This window comes from Pseudomonas sp. CFBP 5748 (genome assembly GCF_053850495.1).
This window is the reverse complement of sequence record NZ_JBSPTN010000002.1, coordinates 233,271-251,699: the sequence shown is the minus strand read 5'-3', so window position 1 is coordinate 251,699 and position 18,429 is coordinate 233,271. Positions and strand designations below refer to the sequence as shown.

The 18,429-nt window shown below is 61.8% G+C and carries 17 protein-coding genes and 1 pseudogene; 8 read left to right on the top strand and 10 right to left on the bottom strand.

What is annotated here, in order from left to right:
• Window positions 1-5: 5 nt before the first annotated feature.
• Together ACWNZ1_RS05755 and ACWNZ1_RS05750 are read right to left on the bottom strand one after the other, a co-directional pair.
• Complete coding sequence (locus tag ACWNZ1_RS05755; RefSeq protein WP_025213310.1) at window positions 6-965, bottom strand: AAA family ATPase; 960 nt, start codon at window positions 963-965, stop codon at window positions 6-8.
• Between the two features lie 401 nt (window positions 966-1,366).
• Window positions 1,367-1,474: pseudogene (locus tag ACWNZ1_RS05750) on the bottom strand (NAD(P)-dependent oxidoreductase); the annotation flags it as partial.
• Window positions 1,475-1,646: 172 nt separating this feature from the next.
• Between ACWNZ1_RS05750 and ACWNZ1_RS05745 the strand changes: the two are divergent.
• Window positions 1,647-3,800: a WG repeat-containing protein gene (locus ACWNZ1_RS05745; protein ID WP_320109836.1), complete on the top strand. Its 2,154-nt coding sequence runs from the start codon at window positions 1,647-1,649 to the stop codon at window positions 3,798-3,800.
• Between the two features lie 98 nt (window positions 3,801-3,898).
• Here ACWNZ1_RS05745 and ACWNZ1_RS05740 read toward each other — a convergent pair whose 3' ends face one another.
• Window positions 3,899-4,252 (bottom strand): hypothetical protein, encoded by a 354-nt coding sequence (locus ACWNZ1_RS05740; RefSeq protein ID WP_256452718.1) that lies wholly within the window; start codon window positions 4,250-4,252, stop codon window positions 3,899-3,901.
• Window positions 4,253-4,696: 444 nt separating this feature from the next.
• Between ACWNZ1_RS05740 and ACWNZ1_RS05735 the strand changes: the two genes are divergently transcribed.
• Window positions 4,697-9,565, top strand: coding sequence for an NAD-glutamate dehydrogenase (locus tag ACWNZ1_RS05735; RefSeq protein WP_135845099.1), 4,869 nt, complete (start codon window positions 4,697-4,699; stop codon window positions 9,563-9,565).
• A gap of 108 nt (window positions 9,566-9,673) precedes the next feature.
• On the opposite strand, the gene ACWNZ1_RS05730 is transcribed toward ACWNZ1_RS05735, so the two are convergent.
• The 3 genes from ACWNZ1_RS05730 to pdxR form a co-directional block, all read right to left on the bottom strand.
• A complete protein-coding gene (locus tag ACWNZ1_RS05730; protein WP_135845100.1) occupies window positions 9,674-10,078 on the bottom strand; it encodes a cupin domain-containing protein in 405 nt (134 codons plus the stop codon).
• A gap of 260 nt (window positions 10,079-10,338) precedes the next feature.
• Window positions 10,339-10,620, bottom strand: coding sequence for an antibiotic biosynthesis monooxygenase family protein (locus tag ACWNZ1_RS05725; protein WP_135845101.1), 282 nt, complete (start codon window positions 10,618-10,620; stop codon window positions 10,339-10,341).
• 123 nt (window positions 10,621-10,743) lie between these two features.
• Window positions 10,744-12,177, bottom strand: a complete 1,434-nt coding sequence (gene pdxR / locus ACWNZ1_RS05720) for a MocR-like pyridoxine biosynthesis transcription factor PdxR (protein ID WP_135845102.1) — start codon at window positions 12,175-12,177, stop codon at window positions 10,744-10,746.
• 197 nt (window positions 12,178-12,374) lie between these two features.
• Between pdxR and ACWNZ1_RS05715 the strand changes: the two genes are divergently transcribed.
• Window positions 12,375-12,815, top strand: a complete 441-nt coding sequence (locus ACWNZ1_RS05715; protein ID WP_135845103.1) for a carboxymuconolactone decarboxylase family protein — start codon at window positions 12,375-12,377, stop codon at window positions 12,813-12,815.
• A 71-nt stretch (window positions 12,816-12,886) separates the two neighbouring features.
• Here the strand turns inward: ACWNZ1_RS05715 and ACWNZ1_RS05710 are convergent, their stop codons facing one another.
• Entirely contained in the window at window positions 12,887-13,228 is a 342-nt protein-coding gene (locus ACWNZ1_RS05710; protein ID WP_256452720.1) for a hypothetical protein, read from the bottom strand.
• Window positions 13,229-13,421: 193 nt separating this feature from the next.
• On the opposite strand from ACWNZ1_RS05710, the gene ACWNZ1_RS05705 reads away from it, so the two are divergent.
• Genes ACWNZ1_RS05705 through ACWNZ1_RS05695 form a run of 3 tightly spaced genes read left to right on the top strand, consistent with a single transcriptional unit; the run spans window position 13,422 to window position 15,587 of the window.
• On the top strand, window positions 13,422-14,066 hold the full coding sequence (locus ACWNZ1_RS05705) for a TonB C-terminal domain-containing protein (protein WP_406550167.1): 645 nt from the start codon (window positions 13,422-13,424) through the stop codon (window positions 14,064-14,066).
• Entirely contained in the window at window positions 14,063-14,608 is a 546-nt protein-coding gene (locus tag ACWNZ1_RS05700) for a sigma-70 family RNA polymerase sigma factor (RefSeq protein ID WP_135845105.1), read from the top strand. Before ACWNZ1_RS05705 ends, ACWNZ1_RS05700 begins: the two co-directional genes overlap by 4 nt.
• A gap of 37 nt (window positions 14,609-14,645) precedes the next feature.
• Entirely contained in the window at window positions 14,646-15,587 is a 942-nt protein-coding gene (locus tag ACWNZ1_RS05695) for a FecR family protein (RefSeq protein ID WP_256454395.1), read from the top strand.
• A gap of 84 nt (window positions 15,588-15,671) precedes the next feature.
• Here ACWNZ1_RS05695 and ACWNZ1_RS05690 read toward each other — a convergent pair whose 3' ends face one another.
• The gene (locus tag ACWNZ1_RS05690) at window positions 15,672-16,283 is read right to left on the bottom strand and encodes a type II secretion system protein GspJ (protein WP_256452721.1); all 612 of its coding nucleotides are present in this window, start codon (window positions 16,281-16,283) and stop codon (window positions 15,672-15,674) included.
• Window positions 16,280-16,732, bottom strand: a complete 453-nt coding sequence (gene gspH, locus ACWNZ1_RS05685) for a type II secretion system minor pseudopilin GspH (protein WP_135845107.1) — start codon at window positions 16,730-16,732, stop codon at window positions 16,280-16,282. Before gspH ends, ACWNZ1_RS05690 begins: the two co-directional genes overlap by 4 nt.
• 114 nt (window positions 16,733-16,846) lie before the next feature.
• On the opposite strand from gspH, the gene ACWNZ1_RS05680 reads away from it, so the two are divergent.
• Window positions 16,847-17,275 carry a type II secretion system protein N gene (locus ACWNZ1_RS05680; protein ID WP_135845108.1) on the top strand — a complete coding sequence of 143 codons (429 nt, stop codon included), beginning with the start codon at window positions 16,847-16,849 and terminating at the stop codon, window positions 17,273-17,275.
• 172 nt (window positions 17,276-17,447) lie between these two features.
• Here ACWNZ1_RS05680 and gspI read toward each other — a convergent pair whose 3' ends face one another.
• Window positions 17,448-17,822 carry a type II secretion system minor pseudopilin GspI gene (gene gspI, locus ACWNZ1_RS05675; protein ID WP_135845109.1) on the bottom strand — a complete coding sequence of 125 codons (375 nt, stop codon included), beginning with the start codon at window positions 17,820-17,822 and terminating at the stop codon, window positions 17,448-17,450.
• Window positions 17,823-17,971: 149 nt separating this feature from the next.
• On the opposite strand from gspI, the gene gspG reads away from it, so the two are divergent.
• Window positions 17,972-18,421, top strand: a complete 450-nt coding sequence (gspG, locus tag ACWNZ1_RS05670) for a type II secretion system major pseudopilin GspG (protein ID WP_046062736.1) — start codon at window positions 17,972-17,974, stop codon at window positions 18,419-18,421.
• The last annotated feature ends 8 nt before the right edge of the window (window positions 18,422-18,429 follow it).

Here is an 18,429-nt window from a genome sequence, read left to right as displayed (position 1 = left end):
CATACTCAAGCGACAGCGACGACGTCGAGAATCCGCTGCACGACCCGGTCCTGGTCGATGCCGGCGGCTTCGGCTTCGAACGACAGGATGATGCGATGGCGCAGCACGTCGAATAGCACGGCCTGGATATCTTCCGGGCTGACGAAGTCGCGTCCGGCCAACCAGGCGTGGGCACGGGCGCAACGGTCCAGGGCGATGGAGCCCCGCGGGCTGGCGCCATAGGCGATCCACTCGGCCATCTCCGGGTCGAACTTGGCCGGTGTGCGGGTGGCCATGACCAGTTGCACCAAGTATTCCTCCACGGCATCGGCCATGTACAAACCGAGGATTTCCTTGCGCGCGGAGAAAATCGCCTGCTGGCTGACGCGGCGTTCGGGCTTGGTTTCGCCGTTCAGCGCTTCACCCCGGGCCTGCTGCAGGATGCGGCGCTCCACCGCCGCGTCCGGGAAGCCGATCTTGACGTGCATCAGGAAGCGGTCGAGCTGGGCTTCGGGCAGCGGGTAGGTGCCTTCCTGCTCGATCGGGTTCTGCGTGGCCATTACCAGGAACAGCGGCGACAGTTCATAGGTGCTGCGCCCGACGCTGACCTGCCGCTCGGCCATGGCTTCGAGCAAGGCCGACTGGACCTTGGCCGGGGCGCGGTTGATTTCGTCCGCCAGCACCAGGTTGTGGAAAATCGGCCCCTGCTGGAACACGAAACTGCCGGTTTCCGGGCGATAGATTTCCGTGCCGGTGATGTCGGCAGGCAGCAGGTCGGGGGTGAACTGGATGCGATGGAATTGCGCTTCGATGCCCTCGGCCAACTCTTTGATGGCCTTGGTCTTGGCAAGCCCCGGCGCGCCTTCCACCAACATGTGGCCGTCGGCGAGCAGGGCGATGAGCAGGCGCTCGATGAGTTTTTCCTGGCCGAGAATCTGCGTTGAAAGAAAGGTTCGCAGCGCAAGCAGCGCTTCACGATGTTCCATCGGTGACTGTTCCTGGAAAGGGTGGCCCCGGGCGTTCGGATAACGCCGGGGCTGGGGTCGTTACTTTAATGCATGGCGGGGTGTGGCGACTAACGGGATTTTGTCTGGCATGCGGAATTGTGATCGACTTGGATTCATTGTGGGAGCGGGCTTGCTCGCGAAAGCGGTGTGTCAGTCGATGAAAAGGTTGCCTGACACTAAGCCTTCGCGAGCAAGCTCGCTCCCACAGGGGATCTTGGGTGAGCAACGATTCTATGAATGCCCCAGACCAGTGTGGGAGCTGAGCTTGCTCGCGATGACGGCGGCACATTCAACCTCAATGCAGCCTGACCCACCGCTATCGCGAGCAAGCTCGGCGCAGCCCAGCGGGGATAAATCCCCTCGCCACAAAAACTGCGCCCGGCTTCATCCACCACCTTGCCCCGGGAGATCTTGATGAAGATGCTCTCGGGATACATCCGTGCGAACACTTAGGCGCCGATCACTCCTTGTGTCTCAGCCGTAACGGGATTCCCGACACTAGAGCGACGACGATGGCTCGTCTCAGTCAAACAGCCGGTGCAGAGGTCATGTGGCTCCTGCTGTGAAGCGCCAGATCAGCACCGTCCAGGCGATTTGCAGAGCGCAAGGCCGTGTGCTTAGCTGCCTGCATTTCCCGGCCCTTTGACTACCGAAGCCCTTATGAACTTTACCCAGCCTCGTTTGAGATTGCTGTCGATACTGAGTGTGACTCTGTTAATCCTGGGCTGTACGGCCTACTACCTGCTTCGCCCGGACGGTGCACCGGCAGATGAAGGCTTTAGCGCCGAGGACATGAACGAAGGCGGTATAGAAGACATCGGTACGCTGGCGCTGCCCGAGGTGGAAAAGCGCTTGAATTACTTGATCCATGACACGGGTGACAGCCTCAGGTCGTTGGCGCTGGTCATGGACGCGCAATTGAGCCTGACTATTGGCGCAACCGAGCCGGCCAGCGAGCAGGCGTTGCAATACGAGGAACTGTTTGTCCCGTTCACCAGTGCGCAGCTGAAAACCGCACTGGCGTCGGTCCAGGACCTGCGTTTCGCCCAGAAGCTGTTTGCCGATGGTTCCGAAGTGAGGCTCGATACCAGCAGCCTTGATCCGCTCTGGAAGCGCGCGGCCACGCCGGATGAGCCGGTGGCTGCGCAGTACCGGCCGGAGCGCCTGCGTTTTCGCGACGGCAGCGAAAAAAACTTTGCCGATCTCACGGCGCCGACCCAGATTGAGTCGGACGAGATACTGTCGCCCCGTGAAACGATCGCACTTTCGGTCAACAAACCCTTGGCCAGTCTCGGCCTGACGATCGCTTACCGCAGCTACCCGGGGTTCAAGAAAGTCGTTCTGGACAAGGACCACCCCAAGGTTGCCCTGGACGACGGTCAATCTTTCCAGCTCACGGCCCTGGGTGATGACAGCGCCTCATTGCGGCTGAGTACGCTGAAAACGTCGACCTTGGTGGTGCAAGGGGTGACCGAGGCGGGCAAGGCGCTCTACAGCAACGGGAACAACACTCGTTCCTTCCCCTCGGACGAGGACATTGCGGCGTTGCGTGACTATCACGCTGCGCTGCTCGAGACCAAGAAGGATCTCGCGCAGCTCAAGACCGGTCAGGCTGTGCAGCAGCGGCTGGAGCAGGTGACCCAGGCGCTTGTCACCGGGGTGGGGCCGCTGAAGAACACCGAGGCCGACTACCACTTCGAGGCTACCCCGCAGCGCATCGTCATTCATGTACTTGATCCGCTGGAAGACAACACCGTTGAGTTCACCCAGGTCGACAACGTCCTCGCGGAACAAGCGCGTTACATCGCTCTGGACCGGAGCGCCGAGCGCTATGGCTTCATCGATCAGGCCGGCCAGTGGGTGATCAAACCCCGTTGGGTGCAGGTGCAAGATAGCCTGATGGCCGATACCTACACGTTGTTTACCCCGGAAAAATCCAGCGACCCCGAGTCGGACGGACAGGCGTTGCGCAGCCAACTCGCCTATTTTCCCGCCGGCAGCAACAAGCTCGTGGACCTGCCGTTCGAATACATCACCGAGGCGTTGAGCAATGGCCTGCTGTTGGTGGAACGGGAAACCAACGGACCTTATGGGCTTTACGACGCCAGGAGTCATCGTTTCATATTACCGATGAAGTTCGTCAACCCCACCGTGACCGACAATGTGTTCATCGCCCGTCTCGGCAAGCGAACCGATGTCATGGAAGGCCTGTACGGTGCCTATACCCTGGATGGCAAGGAAATCCTGCCGACGCAATTCTCGGGGATCGAGCACAGCGAGGGTTTCCTTTACACCAGCTCCGCCGATCGGAGCCGACAGGACGTTTTCGACCTGGAAGGTAAACGGATCAATCTTCAGGGTTATAACGTGATAGGTCGATTCGTGGGGCAGCAACCGTTACTGGTGCAGGACACTAAAAGCAGGAAATTCGCTTTTATCAATCGCCAGGGCGCGCGGCTACCCATCAAATTGCCGTATGACGAGGTGGCGCCGTTTTCCAACGGCATGGCGGTGGTCGGGCGCAATGGCAGCTACGGTGCCATCGACCTGGCGGGCACGTTGCAGGTCCCACTGGATTACACCCAGATCAACGCGTTCCAGACCCGTTACGCAGCGGCCATCCGGGCCGGCGGTGGTTCCGGGCTGGTCCTGATCAGTCAAACCAACAAGTTGATCAAGGAATTGGGTTCCTACACCAGCCTGAAGGTGCCGGATAACGGCAATGAAGCCCGTTACTACGTGAGGGATCCGAGTAATAGTGACGAGTACCTGGTCTATGACGCCGATGGCAATCTCGTGCAGAAAGACGAATAGGCGCTGATGCACTGAACCTGTGGCGAGGGAGCTATAGGTGTAGGAGCTGTCGAGCGGGAACAAGCTCCCTCGCCACAGGGGAGCTATCGCCTTTGGAATCAGAGCTGGCTTATATAGGTGCCCGTCCCCTTGAGGATGTTCTGCAACGTCAGTTCCACTTCCACCAGATCCGCCGCATCGGTGTCATGGGTGATTTCCAGTACATCGTCGCCATTGAGCGCATCGGCATCGGCCGCTGCAATTTCAATCAGCAGGCGGGTAGGGCTGAGGGTGACTTTCACGCCATCGAGCGTCGAAGGCTCGCCATCGAGGGCGATTTCCAGTTCGTCTTCGTCGGGGTAGCGGGTCATCAGGAACATTTCGCCCTGGGCGCTGTGGCAGCAGAGCATGGCGATGTTGTCTTCTTCTTCGTCGCACGGGTTGGCGATCAGCAGGGCGGTGGTCATTTGCATGGTGATGGGCTCCTGGCTCGATGAGCCGAAAAAAGTGGATTTTGCCAGCCTGGAAGACTTTGCGCTGGATTACCGCAATCTGGCTGCGATTTCACCCTGCCAGGTGCCGTTTGGCCCCTGGGCTGCTAGGGTTGTTCGATGAACACGGGCCGGTTTAGCTTGCCGATGACCGAATATGTCGCAGCGCCGCAAGCAGGCATATTGTCGCACTCGTTAAGCTGCGCAACGGATGTGCACCTGCAAAGGCCACCCCGAGGTGCTTTTTGCAGGTGCCCATGACATGAAATTACATGGAAACGGATGTGACCTGCGGGTCGCGTCCAGCTTCACCCACCTGTCATCCTGTTTCCTCTGCCCGAGAATCAGGAACGGGATGGCCGACAGCCCCGCAAGGGGTTGCACGCGACGCTTTCATCAATAACAAGCCCAAGCGGAGTACCACAGATGGCGTTCTTCACCGCAGCCAGCAAAGCCGACTTCCAGCATCAACTGCAAGCGGCACTGGCGCAGCACATCAGTGAACAGGCACTGCCACAAGTGGCGCTGTTCGCTGAACAATTCTTCGGCATCATTTCCCTCGATGAACTCACCCAGCGCCGGTTGTCCGACCTCGCCGGCTGCACCCTGTCTGCCTGGCGCCTGCTTGAGCGCTTCGATCACGCGCAACCGCAGGTGCGTGTCTACAACCCCGATTACGAACGCCACGGCTGGCAGTCGACCCACACGGCCGTGGAAGTGCTGCACCATGACCTGCCGTTCCTGGTGGATTCGGTCCGTACCGAACTGAACCGTCGCGGCTACAGCATCCATACCCTGCAAACCACCGTGCTGAGCGTGCGTCGCGGCAGCAAGGGCGAGTTGCTGGAAATCCTGCCAAAGGGCACCCAGGGCGACGACATCCTGCAAGAGTCGTTGATGTACCTGGAAATCGACCGCTGCGCCAACGCCGCCGAACTCAATGTCCTGAGCAAGGAACTTGAGCAAGTGCTGGGCGAAGTGCGGGTGGCGGTGGCTGATTTCGAGCCGATGAAAGCCAAGGTCCAGGAAATCCTGATCGGCCTGGACGAAAGCGCCTATGCCATCGATGCCGACGAAAAAAGCGAAATCAAGAGCTTCCTGGAATGGCTGGTGGGCAACCACTTCACCTTCCTCGGCTACGAAGAGTTCGTGGTGCGTGATGAAGCCGATGGCGGCCACATCGAATACAACCCCGATTCGTTCCTCGGCCTGACCAAACTGCTGCGCGCCGGCCTCACCGCCGATGACCTGCGCATCGAAGACTACGCCGTCAACTACCTGCGCGAACCGACCCTGCTGTCGTTCGCCAAGGCCGCGCACCCGAGCCGCGTACACCGTCCGGCCTACCCGGACTACGTGTCGATCCGCGTGATCGACGCCAATGGCAAGGTCGTCAAGGAATGCCGCTTCATGGGCCTGTACACCTCCTCGGTGTATGGCGAGAGCGTGCGGGTCATCCCGTACATCCGTCGCAAGGTCGAGGAAGTCGAGCGTCGTTCGGGCTTCCAGGCCAAGGCGCACCTGGGCAAGGAATTGGCCCAGGTGGTCGAAGTGCTGCCCCGTGACGACCTGTTCCAGACCCCGGTGGACGAGCTGTTCAGCACCGTCATGTCCATCGTGCAGATCCAGGAACGCAACAAGATCCGTGTGTTCCTGCGCAAAGACCCGTATGGCCGTTTCTGCTACTGCCTGGCCTACGTGCCGCGGGACATCTATTCCACCGAAGTGCGCCAGAAGATCCAGCAAGTGCTGATGGATCGCCTGAAGGCCTCGGATTGCGAGTTCTGGACCTTCTTCTCCGAATCCGTGCTGGCCCGCGTGCAGTTGATTCTGCGGGTGGACCCGAAGAACCGTCTCGACATCGATCCGGTCCTGCTGGAAAAAGAAGTGGTGCAGGCCTGCCGCAGCTGGAAGGACGACTACGCCAACCTGGTGATCGAAAGCTTCGGCGAAGCCCAGGGCACCAACGTGCTGTCGGATTTCCCGAAAGGCTTCCCGGCCGGCTACCGTGAGCGTTTTGCCGCGCACTCGGCCGTGGTCGACATGCAGCACCTGCTGAGCCTGAGCGAAAAGAATCCGCTGGTGATGAGCTTCTACCAGCCGCTGGGCCAGGTATCCGGCCAGCGCGAGTTGCATTGCAAGCTGTATCACGCCGACACGCCGCTGGCGCTGTCCGACGTCCTGCCGATCCTGGAAAACCTCGGCCTGCGCGTGCTGGGCGAGTTCCCGTACCGCCTGCGCCACACCAATGGCCGCGAATTCTGGATTCATGACTTCGCGTTCACCGCCGCCGAAGGCCTGGACCTGGACATCCAGCAGCTCAACGACACGTTGCAGGACGCCTTCGTCCACATCGTGCGTGGCGATGCCGAGAACGATGCGTTCAACCGCCTGGTGCTGACCGCCGGCCTGCCATGGCGTGACGTCGCGCTGCTGCGTGCCTACGCCCGTTACCTGAAGCAGATCCGCCTGGGCTTTGACCTGGGTTACATCGCCAGCACCCTGAACAACCACACCGACATCGCTCGCGAGTTGACCCGGTTGTTCAAGACCCGCTTCTACCTGGCGCGCAAACTCAGCGGCGATGACCTGGAAGACAAGCAGTTGCGTCTGGAACAGGCGATCCTCACGGCGCTGGACGACGTCCAGGTGCTCAACGAAGACCGCATCCTGCGTCGCTACCTGGACCTGATCAAGGCGACTCTGCGGACCAACTTCTACCAGACCGACGCCAACGGCCAGAACAAGTCCTACTTCAGCTTCAAGTTCAACCCGCACCTGATCCCGGAACTGCCGAAACCGGTGCCCAAGTTCGAGATCTTCGTCTACTCGCCACGGGTCGAAGGCGTGCACTTGCGCTTCGGCAACGTTGCTCGCGGCGGCCTGCGCTGGTCCGACCGTGAAGAAGACTACCGCACTGAAGTGCTCGGCCTGGTGAAGGCCCAGCAAGTGAAGAACTCGGTGATCGTGCCGGTGGGCGCCAAGGGCGGTTTCCTGCCACGTCGCCTGCCGCTGGGCGGCAGCCGGGACGAGATCGCGGCCGAGGGTATCGCCTGCTATCGCATCTTCATTTCGGGCCTGCTGGACATCACCGACAACCTCAAGGACGGCGCGCTGGTGCCGCCGGCCAACGTTGTGCGGCATGACGACGATGACCCGTACCTGGTAGTGGCGGCGGACAAAGGCACTGCGACCTTCTCCGACATCGCCAACGGCATCGCCATCGACTACGGCTTCTGGCTGGGCGATGCGTTCGCCTCCGGCGGTTCGGCCGGCTACGATCACAAGAAAATGGGCATCACCGCCAAGGGCGCGTGGGTGGGCGTTCAGCGTCACTTCCGCGAGCGCGGCATCAATGTCCAGGAAGACAGCATCACCGTGGTGGGTGTCGGCGACATGGCCGGCGACGTGTTCGGCAACGGCTTGTTGATGTCCGACAAGCTGCAACTGGTCGCGGCCTTCAACCACTTGCACATCTTCATCGACCCGAACCCGGAGCCCGCCAGCAGCTTTGCCGAGCGCAAGCGTCTGTTCGATTTGCCGCGTTCGGCCTGGACCGACTACGACGCCAGCATCATGTCCGAAGGCGGCGGGATCTTCTCGCGTAGCGCCAAGAGCATCGCCATCTCGCCGCAGATGAAAGAGCGCTTCGACATCAAGGCCGACAAACTGACCCCGACCGAACTGCTCAATGCCTTGCTCAAGGCACCGGTGGATCTGTTGTGGAACGGCGGTATCGGTACCTACGTCAAGGCCAGCAGCGAAAGCCACGCCGATGTCGGCGACAAGGCCAACGATGCACTGCGGGTGAATGGCAACGAACTGCGCTGCAAAGTGGTGGGCGAGGGCGGCAACCTGGGCATGACCCAGCTGGGTCGCGTCGAGTTCGGCCTCAATGGCGGCGGTTCCAACACCGACTTCATCGATAACGCTGGCGGCGTGGACTGCTCCGACCACGAAGTGAACATCAAGATCCTGCTCAACGAAGTGGTGCAGGCCGGTGACATGACCGACAAGCAACGCAACCAGTTGCTGGCGAGCATGACCGACGAAGTCGGTGGCCTGGTGTTGGGCAACAACTACAAGCAGACCCAGGCCCTGTCCCTGGCGGCCCGTCGCGCCTTCGTGCGGATCGCCGAATACAAGCGCCTGATGAACGACCTGGAAGCCCGGGGCAAGCTGGACCGCGCCATCGAGTTCCTGCCGACCGAAGAACAGCTGACTGAGCGTGTCGCGGCGGGCCATGGCCTGACCCGTGCCGAACTGTCGGTGCTGATCTCCTACAGCAAGATCGACCTCAAGGAAGCGCTGCTCAACTCCCTGGTACCGGACGACGATTACCTGACCCGTGACATGGAAACCGCGTTCCCGCCGACGCTGGTGAACCAGTTCTCCGAGGCCATGCGTCGCCATCGCCTGAAGCGCGAGATCGTCAGCACCCAGATTGCCAACGACCTGGTCAACCACATGGGCATCACCTTCGTTCAAAGGCTCAAGGAGTCTACGGGCATGAGCCCGGCGAACGTGGCCGGTGCCTATGTGATCGTGCGCGATATCTTCCATCTCCCGCACTGGTTCCGGCAGATCGAAGCGCTGGACCATCAGGTCTCGGCCGACGTGCAACTGGAGCTGATGGACGAGCTGATGCGCCTGGGCCGTCGCGCCACGCGCTGGTTCCTGCGCAGCCGTCGCAACGAGCAGAACGCTGCCCGTGACGTCGCGCACTTCGGTCCGCACCTGGCGGCGTTGGGCCTCAAGCTCGACGAACTGCTGGAAGGCCCGACCCGCGAAGGCTGGCAGACCCGTTACCAGGCCTACGTGGCGGCCGGCGTGCCTGAGCTGCTGGCGCGCATGGTTGCAGGCACCACGCACCTGTACACCTTGCTGCCGATCATCGAGGCGTCCGACGTGACCGGCCAGAACGCCGCCGATGTGGCCAAGGCTTACTTCGCCGTCGGCAGCGCCCTGGACATTACCTGGTACCTGCAACAGATCAGCGCTCTGCCGGTGGAAAACAACTGGCAGGCCCTGGCCCGCGAAGCGTTCCGCGATGACGTCGACTGGCAGCAACGGGCGATCACCATCTCGGTCCTGCAGGAGGGTGACGGTAGCCAGGAGGTGGAAACCCGCCTGGCGCTGTGGCTGGAGCAGCATCACAGCATGGTCGAGCGCTGGCGCGCGATGCTGGTGGACATCCGTGCCGCCAGCGGCACCGACTACGCCATGTACGCGGTCGCCAACCGCGAATTGCTGGACCTGGCAATGAGTGGTCAGGCGGTCGTAACGGCCAACTGATCCGGCGTTGAATAAAAAAGCCCCGCATTGAGAGATGCGGGGCTTTTTTATTGGTGCAGTTGCTCCTTAGGTAAAGATACTCCCACAGAGGCGTAGCGGTGTGGCTGGTCAGTTTTTCAGCGGAATCAACACCGCTTCATCCTTGCCCATCACCATGAATACCAGCAACTTCGCCGGTTCGGTCGCGCTGGCGTTTTTCGAAACCAGGTGCTCGGACCCCGCGGCTTCGTACCAGAATTCCCCCGCCTTGTAGGTGATCGCCGGCTCGCCCTTGACCTGTGAGGTGATGGCGCCTTCCAGTACATAGGCCATGGCCGTGCCCTCATGTTTGTGGGCGATGGACGACTGGCCGGGGGCGTAGTCGACGGTCAGCATCATGGCCTTTTTCCCGGGAGCGTTTTTCAACATCTGCTCCTGCAACACGTTGACCTTCTCCGAGGGCGCGGCTTCGTGGGCGTAGATGTGGGTGATGGGCAGCAGGCTGAGGGCGGCGATCAGATAGAGGGCTTTCATGGCAGGTTACCTTCGTGGGTTTTTTGAGTGAGTTCGCGTTGCCGCGATGATGAAGTCACCCTAAGCCCCACGTTGAGGCAAACAAACGTCCAATCTTTCGGAAGGCGGGTAGACCAATGCCGCGATCCACCAAACTCGAAAGGTAACCCCCTGTAGGAGCTGCCGAAGGCTGCGATCTTTTGATCTTTCGCTTGAGATTCAATTGGATTGGACAAGATCGCAGCCTCGTTGCACTCGGCAGCTCCTACGGGCTCGGGGTGTCAGCTGTTGAAGTCGACACTGCGGGCCAGGCGGTTGTCGATCAGGCCGATAAAGCCCTGCACCTCGGGGCAGTTGAAGTGGGCTTGCATCGCCGCTTCCGATTGCCAGCGGGCGCTGACGTTCCAGCGGTCGCCATCCTCCGGGCAACGGTCGACCATGTAGGCATCGCACCCCGGCTGTGCACGCAGGGTCTCGACGATTTGCTGCAACTGCCGGCCCAGTTCTTCCGAGCGCCCGGCGGCGGCCTGCACCTGGACGGTATTGATCACTTGGCGAGACATTGTTCAGGCTCCTGAATCAAGTCGAATGGGGGTTGCTCAACATTCAACGACACCCGTGCAGGATAGGCCTGTCGGGGCGAGGCTCAAACAGCCAATGGGCGGATAAATGCCCAGTCCAATCGCTCAGGCGACCTGCTGCAAAATGTCCCGCAAGCGGTCGAGGGCGATGTCGATGTCGAGGATTTCGATGGCACCGAAACCGAAGAACAGACCCGGTCGCACCGGGGTATCGTTGAAAAAACCAGCGAGGCTGTAGAGCCCGACTTCGGCTTTTTTCGCCAGCTCGATCACCAGGGCCAGGTCGATTGGCACCTTGCACAGCACTGCCATGTGAAAGCCCGCCGTGGTGGGCACGGCCTCGAACCAGGGCGACAAGTCCCCGGCCATGCGTGCCAGGATCCGCTCACGCCGACCGGCATACAGGGTATGGCAGCGGCGGATATGCTTGAGCAGGCAGCCTTCGGCGATGAACTTGGCCAGCGCCCATTGGGGCAGGGTGGAGGTGTGCTGGTCGGTAAGGCGTTTGGCCAGGATCACCGCTTCGAGAATTGCCGGTGGCAGGATCGCGTAGCCGAGGCGCAGCTCTGGCAGCAGGGTCTTGGAAAAGGTCCCGACGTACGCCACGATCCCGCGCTCGTCCATGCTCTGCAGCGAGTCGGCGGGCCGACCTTCGTAGCGGAATTCGCTGTCGTAATCGTCTTCGATGATGATCGCCCCCAACTCGTAGGCCCGCGCCAGCAAAGCCTCGCGGCGGGCCTGGCTCATGGGCATGCCCAAGGGGAACTGGTGGGAAGGCGTCACATAAATCAGCCGCGTACCGTCAGGGATCAGCTCCACGCGCATGCCTTGCTCATCCACCGGCACCCCGGCCACCGTGGCGCCGTGGGAGCCAAACAGCAGTCGCGCCGGCGGATAACCCGGATCTTCCATGGCGACCAGACTGCCAGGACGGGTCAACACCCGCGAGATCAGGTCCAGGGCCTGTTGCGCGCCGTTGCACACCACCACGTCAGCGTCCTGGCAATTGACCCCGCGGGAAAACGCGATGTGCCGGGCGATGGCATTGCGCAACGCCGGCAAGCCTTCGGGCTGGCTGTAGAAGCCCTTGGCGCTGGCGATCTGGCGCAGGGCATGGGCGGTGCAGCGGCGCCAGTCATCCAGGGGAAACTGGCCCTTGCCGATGGCGCCACCGATGAAGTCGTAACGTAGCGCACCTTCAAGGGTGGGATGACGCATCAGGTCCGGCATGTTGCGCCAGGCTTCGACGACATCGGCTCCGGCCAGCTCGTGGTGGCTTTGTTTTCGCACGTTCCTGGCAGGTCGTGCATTGACGTAGGTGCCTTTGCCGATGATGCCGGTGAGGAAGTTTTCGTAGGTCAGTTGCGCATAGGTGTCGGAAACGGTCTTGCGCGAGATGCCCAGTTGTTCGGCGAGCAAGCGGCTGGGCGGCAGTTGCGTGCCGGCGGCCAGGCGACCGCTTTCGATGGCGCTGCGTAATTGTTGATACAACTGGCCCGCCAGGTCCTTGCGGCCGTTGATGACAACATGAAGTTCCATACCCGCAGGCTCCTGTTTGGCGGCAAGCGTCAAAGGCGCAAGATTACCTGCATTGTGCGACTGCATAGAAGTTGCGTGGAGGAAATCCCGTCCATTGGTCTTGTGCACGTTGGCCCCGGTTTTTTCGACGAATTGGACCTGTCGCTCACCGACCCCAAGGCCTACCGTGAAGGTCCCAATCGCCACGGAGCCCAGCCATGAGCCCGCGTCTGGATTACTACAGTGCGTCCCCCGGGGCGATGAAAGCCATGATCGGCCTGGAAGCTCTGACGAGTCGCTTGAGTATCGAAGCGGCGCTGCTGCACCTGATCAAGATCCGCGCCTCGCAACTCAATGGCTGCGCCTTCTGCACTGACATGCATTCGGTGGATGCGCGCCGCCTGGGCGAGACCGAGCGGCGCCTTTACGCCGTGGCGGTATGGCGCGACAGCGGCTTTTTTACGCCTCGCGAACGCGCCGCCCTGGCCTGGACCGAGGCGGTGACGCTGTTGGCCGAAAGCCAGGTGCCGGATGAGATCTATGCCCAGGCCCGTGCCGAGTTCAGCGAAGAGGAACTGGTGGACCTGACCCTGGCGATCAGCACCATCAACAGTTGGAACCGGCTGGCGGTGAGTTTTCGCCAGAGTCCTGGTGGCTGATGTTCATTCATCCAGCCTGAATGCGTTCCTGTGGCGAGGGAGCAAGCTCCCTCGCCACAGAGGCAGAACCGTCATTTGGGCAACGGTGAATTGTTAGCCGGAACCGGCGGCCTTTGCGGCTTGACCGACGTCCCAAAGGTATTGCCCATGCGCACGCTGGTGGCCGCCGGGGTCGCCAGGCCGATGCTGTTTGGCGCGCGTTCGTTGACGGGTACATTCAAGGCGTCCTGTGCCCGTTGCGCGGCCGCCGCCGCTTGTGGGTCGTTGCCCATCTGCCGGCTCAGGCAGTTGTAGTCCGGGGTCTTGTAGCCGCCAACCGTCACCTCGATACACGCCGGCGCCTCTTCGCCCTGGGCCCAGGGCAGGGCCAGGAGCAGTCCGAGGCCTGCCGTCATTCTCATCCACTGTTTCATCACCGACCTCCTGGCCCGTCACAGCGGACGGTTCGTTGTCAGAGCATCAGTCTAGTGCGGCCCGGGGGATTTGTATCAGTTGTCATACGACATTCATAAACTCCCCTCAGGATGACGGTTTTCAACGGATACGTCAGTCGTGCAGCAGGGCAAAGCCGGGGGCGGACGCAGACGTGGATTGACCAGGGCGCCCTTGGGGTGGCTGACGGTGTTGTTGTGTCTGTTGGCCGGGCCGATCCAGGCGGGTGATCTGGTGGATCTGGACATCGCGCCCCAGGAACTGACCACGGCACTGGAGTTGTTCAGTCGTGCGACGGGCATGGCGGTGCTGGTCGATCACCGGTTGTCGAGTCAGCGCCACACGCTGGGGGTCCAGGGGCTATTCACACCCTCCCAAGGGTTGAATGTGTTGCTCAGCGGCACTGGGCTTGCGGCGCATTATGCCCGGGCGGATGCGTTCACGTTGCAGCCGGTGCGGGTCCGTGAGGTACCGCTGCCTCCCGGCGTCACCCCAAGCTTGAGTGACAGCAATTACGCGGCAGCGATCCAGACGGTTATCCAACGCAACTTATGTCGTTCACCGCTGACCCGCCCGGGAAGTTTTCGGGCAGTGCTGCAAGTGTGGATCGGCCGCGACGGCGTGGTCCAGCACAGCCGCCTGGTCAGTTCCACCGGCGATCTGATGCGTGACAGAGCCTTGGTCAATAGCTTGCAAAACCTCAGGATCGACCGCCCGGCGCCCAGTTCGTTGCGCCAGCCGGTGACCCTGCTTTTGTTACCCGATTCATCAGGAAAAAGCATGGAATGCACAGCAGGGGAAGGGGTGTCCGGGCGATGAAAGACACTGGTCGCAGCCCGATGGTCAAGTTGTTCCTCACCTCTTACGAGGATTTCAAGGTGCGTCTGCGCCGGCGCCTGGGCTCCGAGGAACTGGCCAACGATGTGCTGCATGAAACCTACCTGCGGGTCGACCGGATGGGCGATACGCCGGACATTGCCCAGCCCAACGCCTATTTGTATCGCATGGCCCTGAACATTGCCGCCGACCGTCGGCAAGCCGATGCGCGCCTGCTCACTGGCGATGAAATCGAGGAGTTGCTGCAGATCTCCGATGAAGCGCTGGATCCGGCCCGGGTGGTGGGTGGGCAAAAGGAGCTGCAGGTCCTGCTCAAGGCTTTGTATGAGCTGCCGGCACGGCGCCGCAGGATTTTCATCGCGGCGCGCCTGGAGGAAGCGCCACACCTGGAAATCTCCCAGCGCTTTGGCATTTCCACGCGCATGGTAGAGAAGGAAATCAAGGCTGCATTGGGACATTGCGCCCAGCGCCTGGAAAGAAAAGTCATTCAGCGGTTCGGTCCCGGCGCGGGAAAACCGTCTTGAGAGTAGAGACCAGACCATTTTGTGAGTGTGTGTGCGCTTGAACATCTTCAGCATCACTTCCCCTGACGCCACGCCCCAGGCCCGACTGGATGGCGAGGCCCGCGACTGGCTGATCCTGCTGACCTCGGGACGCGCCACCGTGGCCGATGCCCGGGCCTTGCGCCAGTGGTGTGGGCAAAGCCCCGAGCATGCGCGGGCATTCGAACAGGCCAAGGCGCTGTGGCATGGGCTGCAACCGGCGGCCCAGGCGTTGCAGGCGCCGCGCCATTTCGGGCGGCGGGCGTTGCTGGGCGGCGCGATTGCAGCGTCGGTCGGTTTCCTGCTGATCCGGGCCACGGTGCCTGGTGGTGTTTCAGGGTTGGGAGCCGATTACATCACTGAAGTCGGCGAACAGCGCCGGGTTGAACTGGCGGATGGCATCAGCCTGGAACTCAACACCCAGACCCGCCTCAGCCGCCTTCCGTTGAACGATGGTGGGCAAGGATTGGAATTGCTCAGCGGTGAGATCGAAGTGCAGGGGCGCAGCCCACAGACGGTCAGCGTCCAGGCCGGCGCCGGCTGGATCAGTGCCGCCCGGGCACGTTTTAACGTTCGTTATACCGACCAGAGTGTCTGCGCGACCTGCCTGGAAGGCGTCGTGCAAGTGCAAGTGCAAGGCCAGAGTTTTCGCCTGGAACCGGGCATGCAATTGACCTACGACACTGGCCGGGTCGGCACCCCACAGCATGCCGATGTGTCGGCAGCCGTTGCCTGGCGCGATCAAGTGCTGGTGTTCAACGACGCGACCCTGGCCAGGGTCATCGATGAAATCAACCGCTACCGGCCCGGCATGTTGCTGTTGCTCAATCGCGAACTGGGCTTGCGCAAGGTCCAGGCACGTTTCCGTCTCGATCAACTGGCGGGCGTGGCGCTGCTGATCCGCGATGCCTACGGCGCCAAATGCACCGAGTTGCCGGGTGGGGTGGTGGTGTTGAGCTGAGACTCACGTTGCCTGGGTGGGCCTCGTCGCGAGAAGGCTCGCTCCCACACGGGTTATGCATTGACCGTGACAGAAGGGTTCGGCTTACTCCAGTGGCCCTAGCACCTGCCGATACTTTTCAACGCCTTGGGGTGTCCGCCGACTCAGGCTGATTTCGATGCCTGCCGGGTTTTCCTGGCGGTTGCCGCTGAGTTTGCGCCAGCCTTTTTCCTGATCCCAGAAGCGCAGCCCTGCATCGCTGACTTCACTGAGCACGGCCACTCCCGCGCCGGGTGCCGGCAAGGGGTAGCGGCTGCGGGCCTGGCCTTGGGCGCGGTAGAGGGTGTCGCCCTTGAGCCACCAGCGAACCCGTTGCAGCTCGCCTTCCTGAGTGGCGGCCACGCGGATCACGTCCAGGCGGAACCCTTGACCCTCGGTGCTGCGCACGGTGAGGGCGGGTGGGGCGGTTGAAGGGGCGTCGTCGCCCCCGGGTTTTACCGGTTCGCTCAACTCGACGCTGGCGCGCAGGGCGACGTCGCGCTCCAGTTGGTTCAACACCCGCAGCAAGGCTTCGGTCTGTTCGGTACTGGCCTGCAGATGGGTGTCGGCCCGGGTCACGCTGTCCAACCCGCGCCAGGCGATCAGGCTGACCACCGCCATCAGCAGGATCGCCACCATGACTTCAAGCAAGGTGAAACCCGACTGCCGGCCGTTCATTGGATTTGCATCCGGCCGGCGGCACTGCGTTGCACGTTGAGGCTGTTCTGGCCGTCCGACAGGCGGATCTGCAAGGGCTCACCGATCCATTCGGCATTCAGCACGACCCGCTGCCTGGGCTCGACACGAATCTCCATCGATGGGCTCTGCCAGCGACGCGGATGTAGCTGCGGGTCGTCCTTGAACCGATCCAGCCCAGCCCCATGATCGTTGCGACGGGTGAAGGCAAATCCCTTGGCATCCCAGCGCCAGGTAATCGGCCGGCCATCGGTACGGGCTTCGGTCTGGGCCAGCTGTAGGAGTTGCACCAATTGCCCGGCGTCCTGGCGCAGCAACTTCAATGGGTCCGGCTTGATGCTCAGGCTCACGGCGGCGCTGGCGATGCCGATGATCACCAGCACCACCATCAATTCGATCAAGGTGAAACCGCGTTGCTTGCCGACGTTCATGCGCGCTCCTTTGCGTCGGACCATCCTGCACGGTGAAGATGATAAGCATGTGAAATAAAACGGAGAGAATTGACGCGTACGCTGGTGGCTGGAATAAAAAAGGAGATTCAGGCCATGGCATTCATCGAGCGTGTGTCCCCGGCGCAAATCGTGCAGGTACTCGGCTTGTTGGCGGCGTTGGCCGGGGTGGCGACCTGGTCTTCGCTGTTGCTGACATCCGCCGAGTCCCGCACCCCGGACGTCGCCCCGCAACGTCTGGCCGAGCGTTCCGATAACCCGGCGCTGCAGTGGTTTTCCAACCAGCCGGCGCCGGTGCGGATCAAGGTCAGCGGTGTCATGGCCGGCGCCCGTGGGGCGGTGGCGATCCTCAGCCTCAACGACGGGCCACCGCGCAGTTTCCTGGTGGGTGAACGGGTGGCCCAAGGGGTGCGGCTGGTGTCGATCGAGGCGCAGGCGGTGGTAATCGAGCGCGGTACCGAGCAGACCCGGCTGGCGCTCGCACGGTTGCCGGATTCGGTGGCTTTGCCCTCATTGACCCGCTGAAAACTGTGGCGAGGGGATTTAGCGAAACGTCGCACCGCCCCACTGTGGGAGCAAGGCTTGCCCGCGATCGCGATGCAGGCGCCTCGTTTCCTCGCAGACCGCGTCGTCTTCACCGCGGGCAAGCCTTGCTCCCACAAATAAATCCTCTCGCCACAGGGGTTGTGTTCAGCCGCTATTTTCCCCGGCTGACCAACGTCTCCAATCGCGCCAACGGCGGTGCGTCGTGGCTGCGATCCGACACGGTCAGTTCAACCCGCAACATCCGGCCATTTTCCGCCGGGCGCAGGTTCTGTTCGCAACGCAGCAGCAACCGCCCCTGATCGCAGTCGAACACTTTCGAACCCTGGGCAAAACGTCCTTCCAGGCGTAACTGCGCCAGTTGACTACGGGCCGCCAGCAGGGCGATGGATTTGTCTCGCAACAAGCCGTTGCTCTGGGTCATCACCGCGGCCACGCGCACCGCTGCCGACATGGCCACGGCGATGATCGCCAGTGCCACCAGCACTTCAATCAGGGTGAAGCCGGCTTGCGGAGCAGGGCGTGGCATGGCGCGGGCTCGATGGGCGGGGGCAGCCCCCAAGGCTAGTCCACGTTCGTGACCGATTGACGACGTAAGCTCCTGAGCAATTTCAATATCACTGACATATTTTCTTGCAACACTGCGCCTCGAATCGAATCCAGCGAAGGACCGTCGAGATGCAGATCGCCCGTTACAACGCCCGTTCCCAAGGCCCACGCGGGCAGCGGGGTTTCACCCTGATCGAAATCATGGTCGTGGTGGTCATCCTCGGTATCCTGGCGGCGATGGTGGTGCCCAAGGTCCTCGACCGTCCCGACCAGGCGCGGGCAACGGCGGCGAAACAGGACATTGGCGGCCTGATGCAAGCCTTGAAGCTTTACCGCCTGGATCACGGCAGCTACCCGAGCATGAACCAGGGCCTCAAGGTGCTGGTGGAGAAACCTGCCGACGCCAAAAACAGCACCTGGCGCTCTTACCTGGAACGCCTGCCCAACGACCCATGGGGCCGTCCCTATAACTACCTCAACCCCGGTGCCAATGGCGAAGTCGATATCTTTTCCCTCGGTGCCGACGGCCAGCCTGACGGCGACGGCGTGAATGCCGACATTGGCTCCTGGCAGCTATAAGGGCCGTG

Excerpts from the sequence above, each read along its gene's own strand:
- gspH (WP_135845107.1), bottom strand. The coding sequence starts at position 16,732 with ATGAACGTCGGCAAGCAACGCGGTTTCACCTTGATCGAATTGATGGTG.
- ACWNZ1_RS05745 (WP_320109836.1), top strand. The coding sequence starts at position 1,647 with ATGAACTTTACCCAGCCTCGTTTGAGATTGCTGTCGATACTGAGTGTG.
- ACWNZ1_RS05740 (WP_256452718.1), bottom strand. The coding sequence starts at position 4,252 with ATGCAAATGACCACCGCCCTGCTGATCGCCAACCCGTGCGACGAAGAA.
- ACWNZ1_RS05725 (WP_135845101.1), bottom strand. The coding sequence starts at position 10,620 with ATGTCTCGCCAAGTGATCAATACCGTCCAGGTGCAGGCCGCCGCCGGG.
- ACWNZ1_RS05730 (WP_135845100.1), bottom strand. The coding sequence starts at position 10,078 with ATGAAAGCCCTCTATCTGATCGCCGCCCTCAGCCTGCTGCCCATCACC.
- ACWNZ1_RS05755 (WP_025213310.1), bottom strand. The coding sequence starts at position 965 with ATGGAACATCGTGAAGCGCTGCTTGCGCTGCGAACCTTTCTTTCAACG.
- gspI (WP_135845109.1), bottom strand. The coding sequence starts at position 17,822 with ATGCCACGCCCTGCTCCGCAAGCCGGCTTCACCCTGATTGAAGTGCTG.
- ACWNZ1_RS05680 (WP_135845108.1), top strand. The coding sequence starts at position 16,847 with ATGGCATTCATCGAGCGTGTGTCCCCGGCGCAAATCGTGCAGGTACTC.
- ACWNZ1_RS05700 (WP_135845105.1), top strand. The coding sequence starts at position 14,063 with ATGAAAGACACTGGTCGCAGCCCGATGGTCAAGTTGTTCCTCACCTCT.
- ACWNZ1_RS05710 (WP_256452720.1), bottom strand. The coding sequence starts at position 13,228 with ATGAAACAGTGGATGAGAATGACGGCAGGCCTCGGACTGCTCCTGGCC.
- pdxR (WP_135845102.1), bottom strand. The coding sequence starts at position 12,177 with ATGGAACTTCATGTTGTCATCAACGGCCGCAAGGACCTGGCGGGCCAG.
- gspG (WP_046062736.1), top strand. The coding sequence starts at position 17,972 with ATGCAGATCGCCCGTTACAACGCCCGTTCCCAAGGCCCACGCGGGCAG.
- ACWNZ1_RS05735 (WP_135845099.1), top strand. The coding sequence starts at position 4,697 with ATGGCGTTCTTCACCGCAGCCAGCAAAGCCGACTTCCAGCATCAACTG.
- ACWNZ1_RS05715 (WP_135845103.1), top strand. The coding sequence starts at position 12,375 with ATGAGCCCGCGTCTGGATTACTACAGTGCGTCCCCCGGGGCGATGAAA.
- ACWNZ1_RS05690 (WP_256452721.1), bottom strand. The coding sequence starts at position 16,283 with ATGAACGGCCGGCAGTCGGGTTTCACCTTGCTTGAAGTCATGGTGGCG.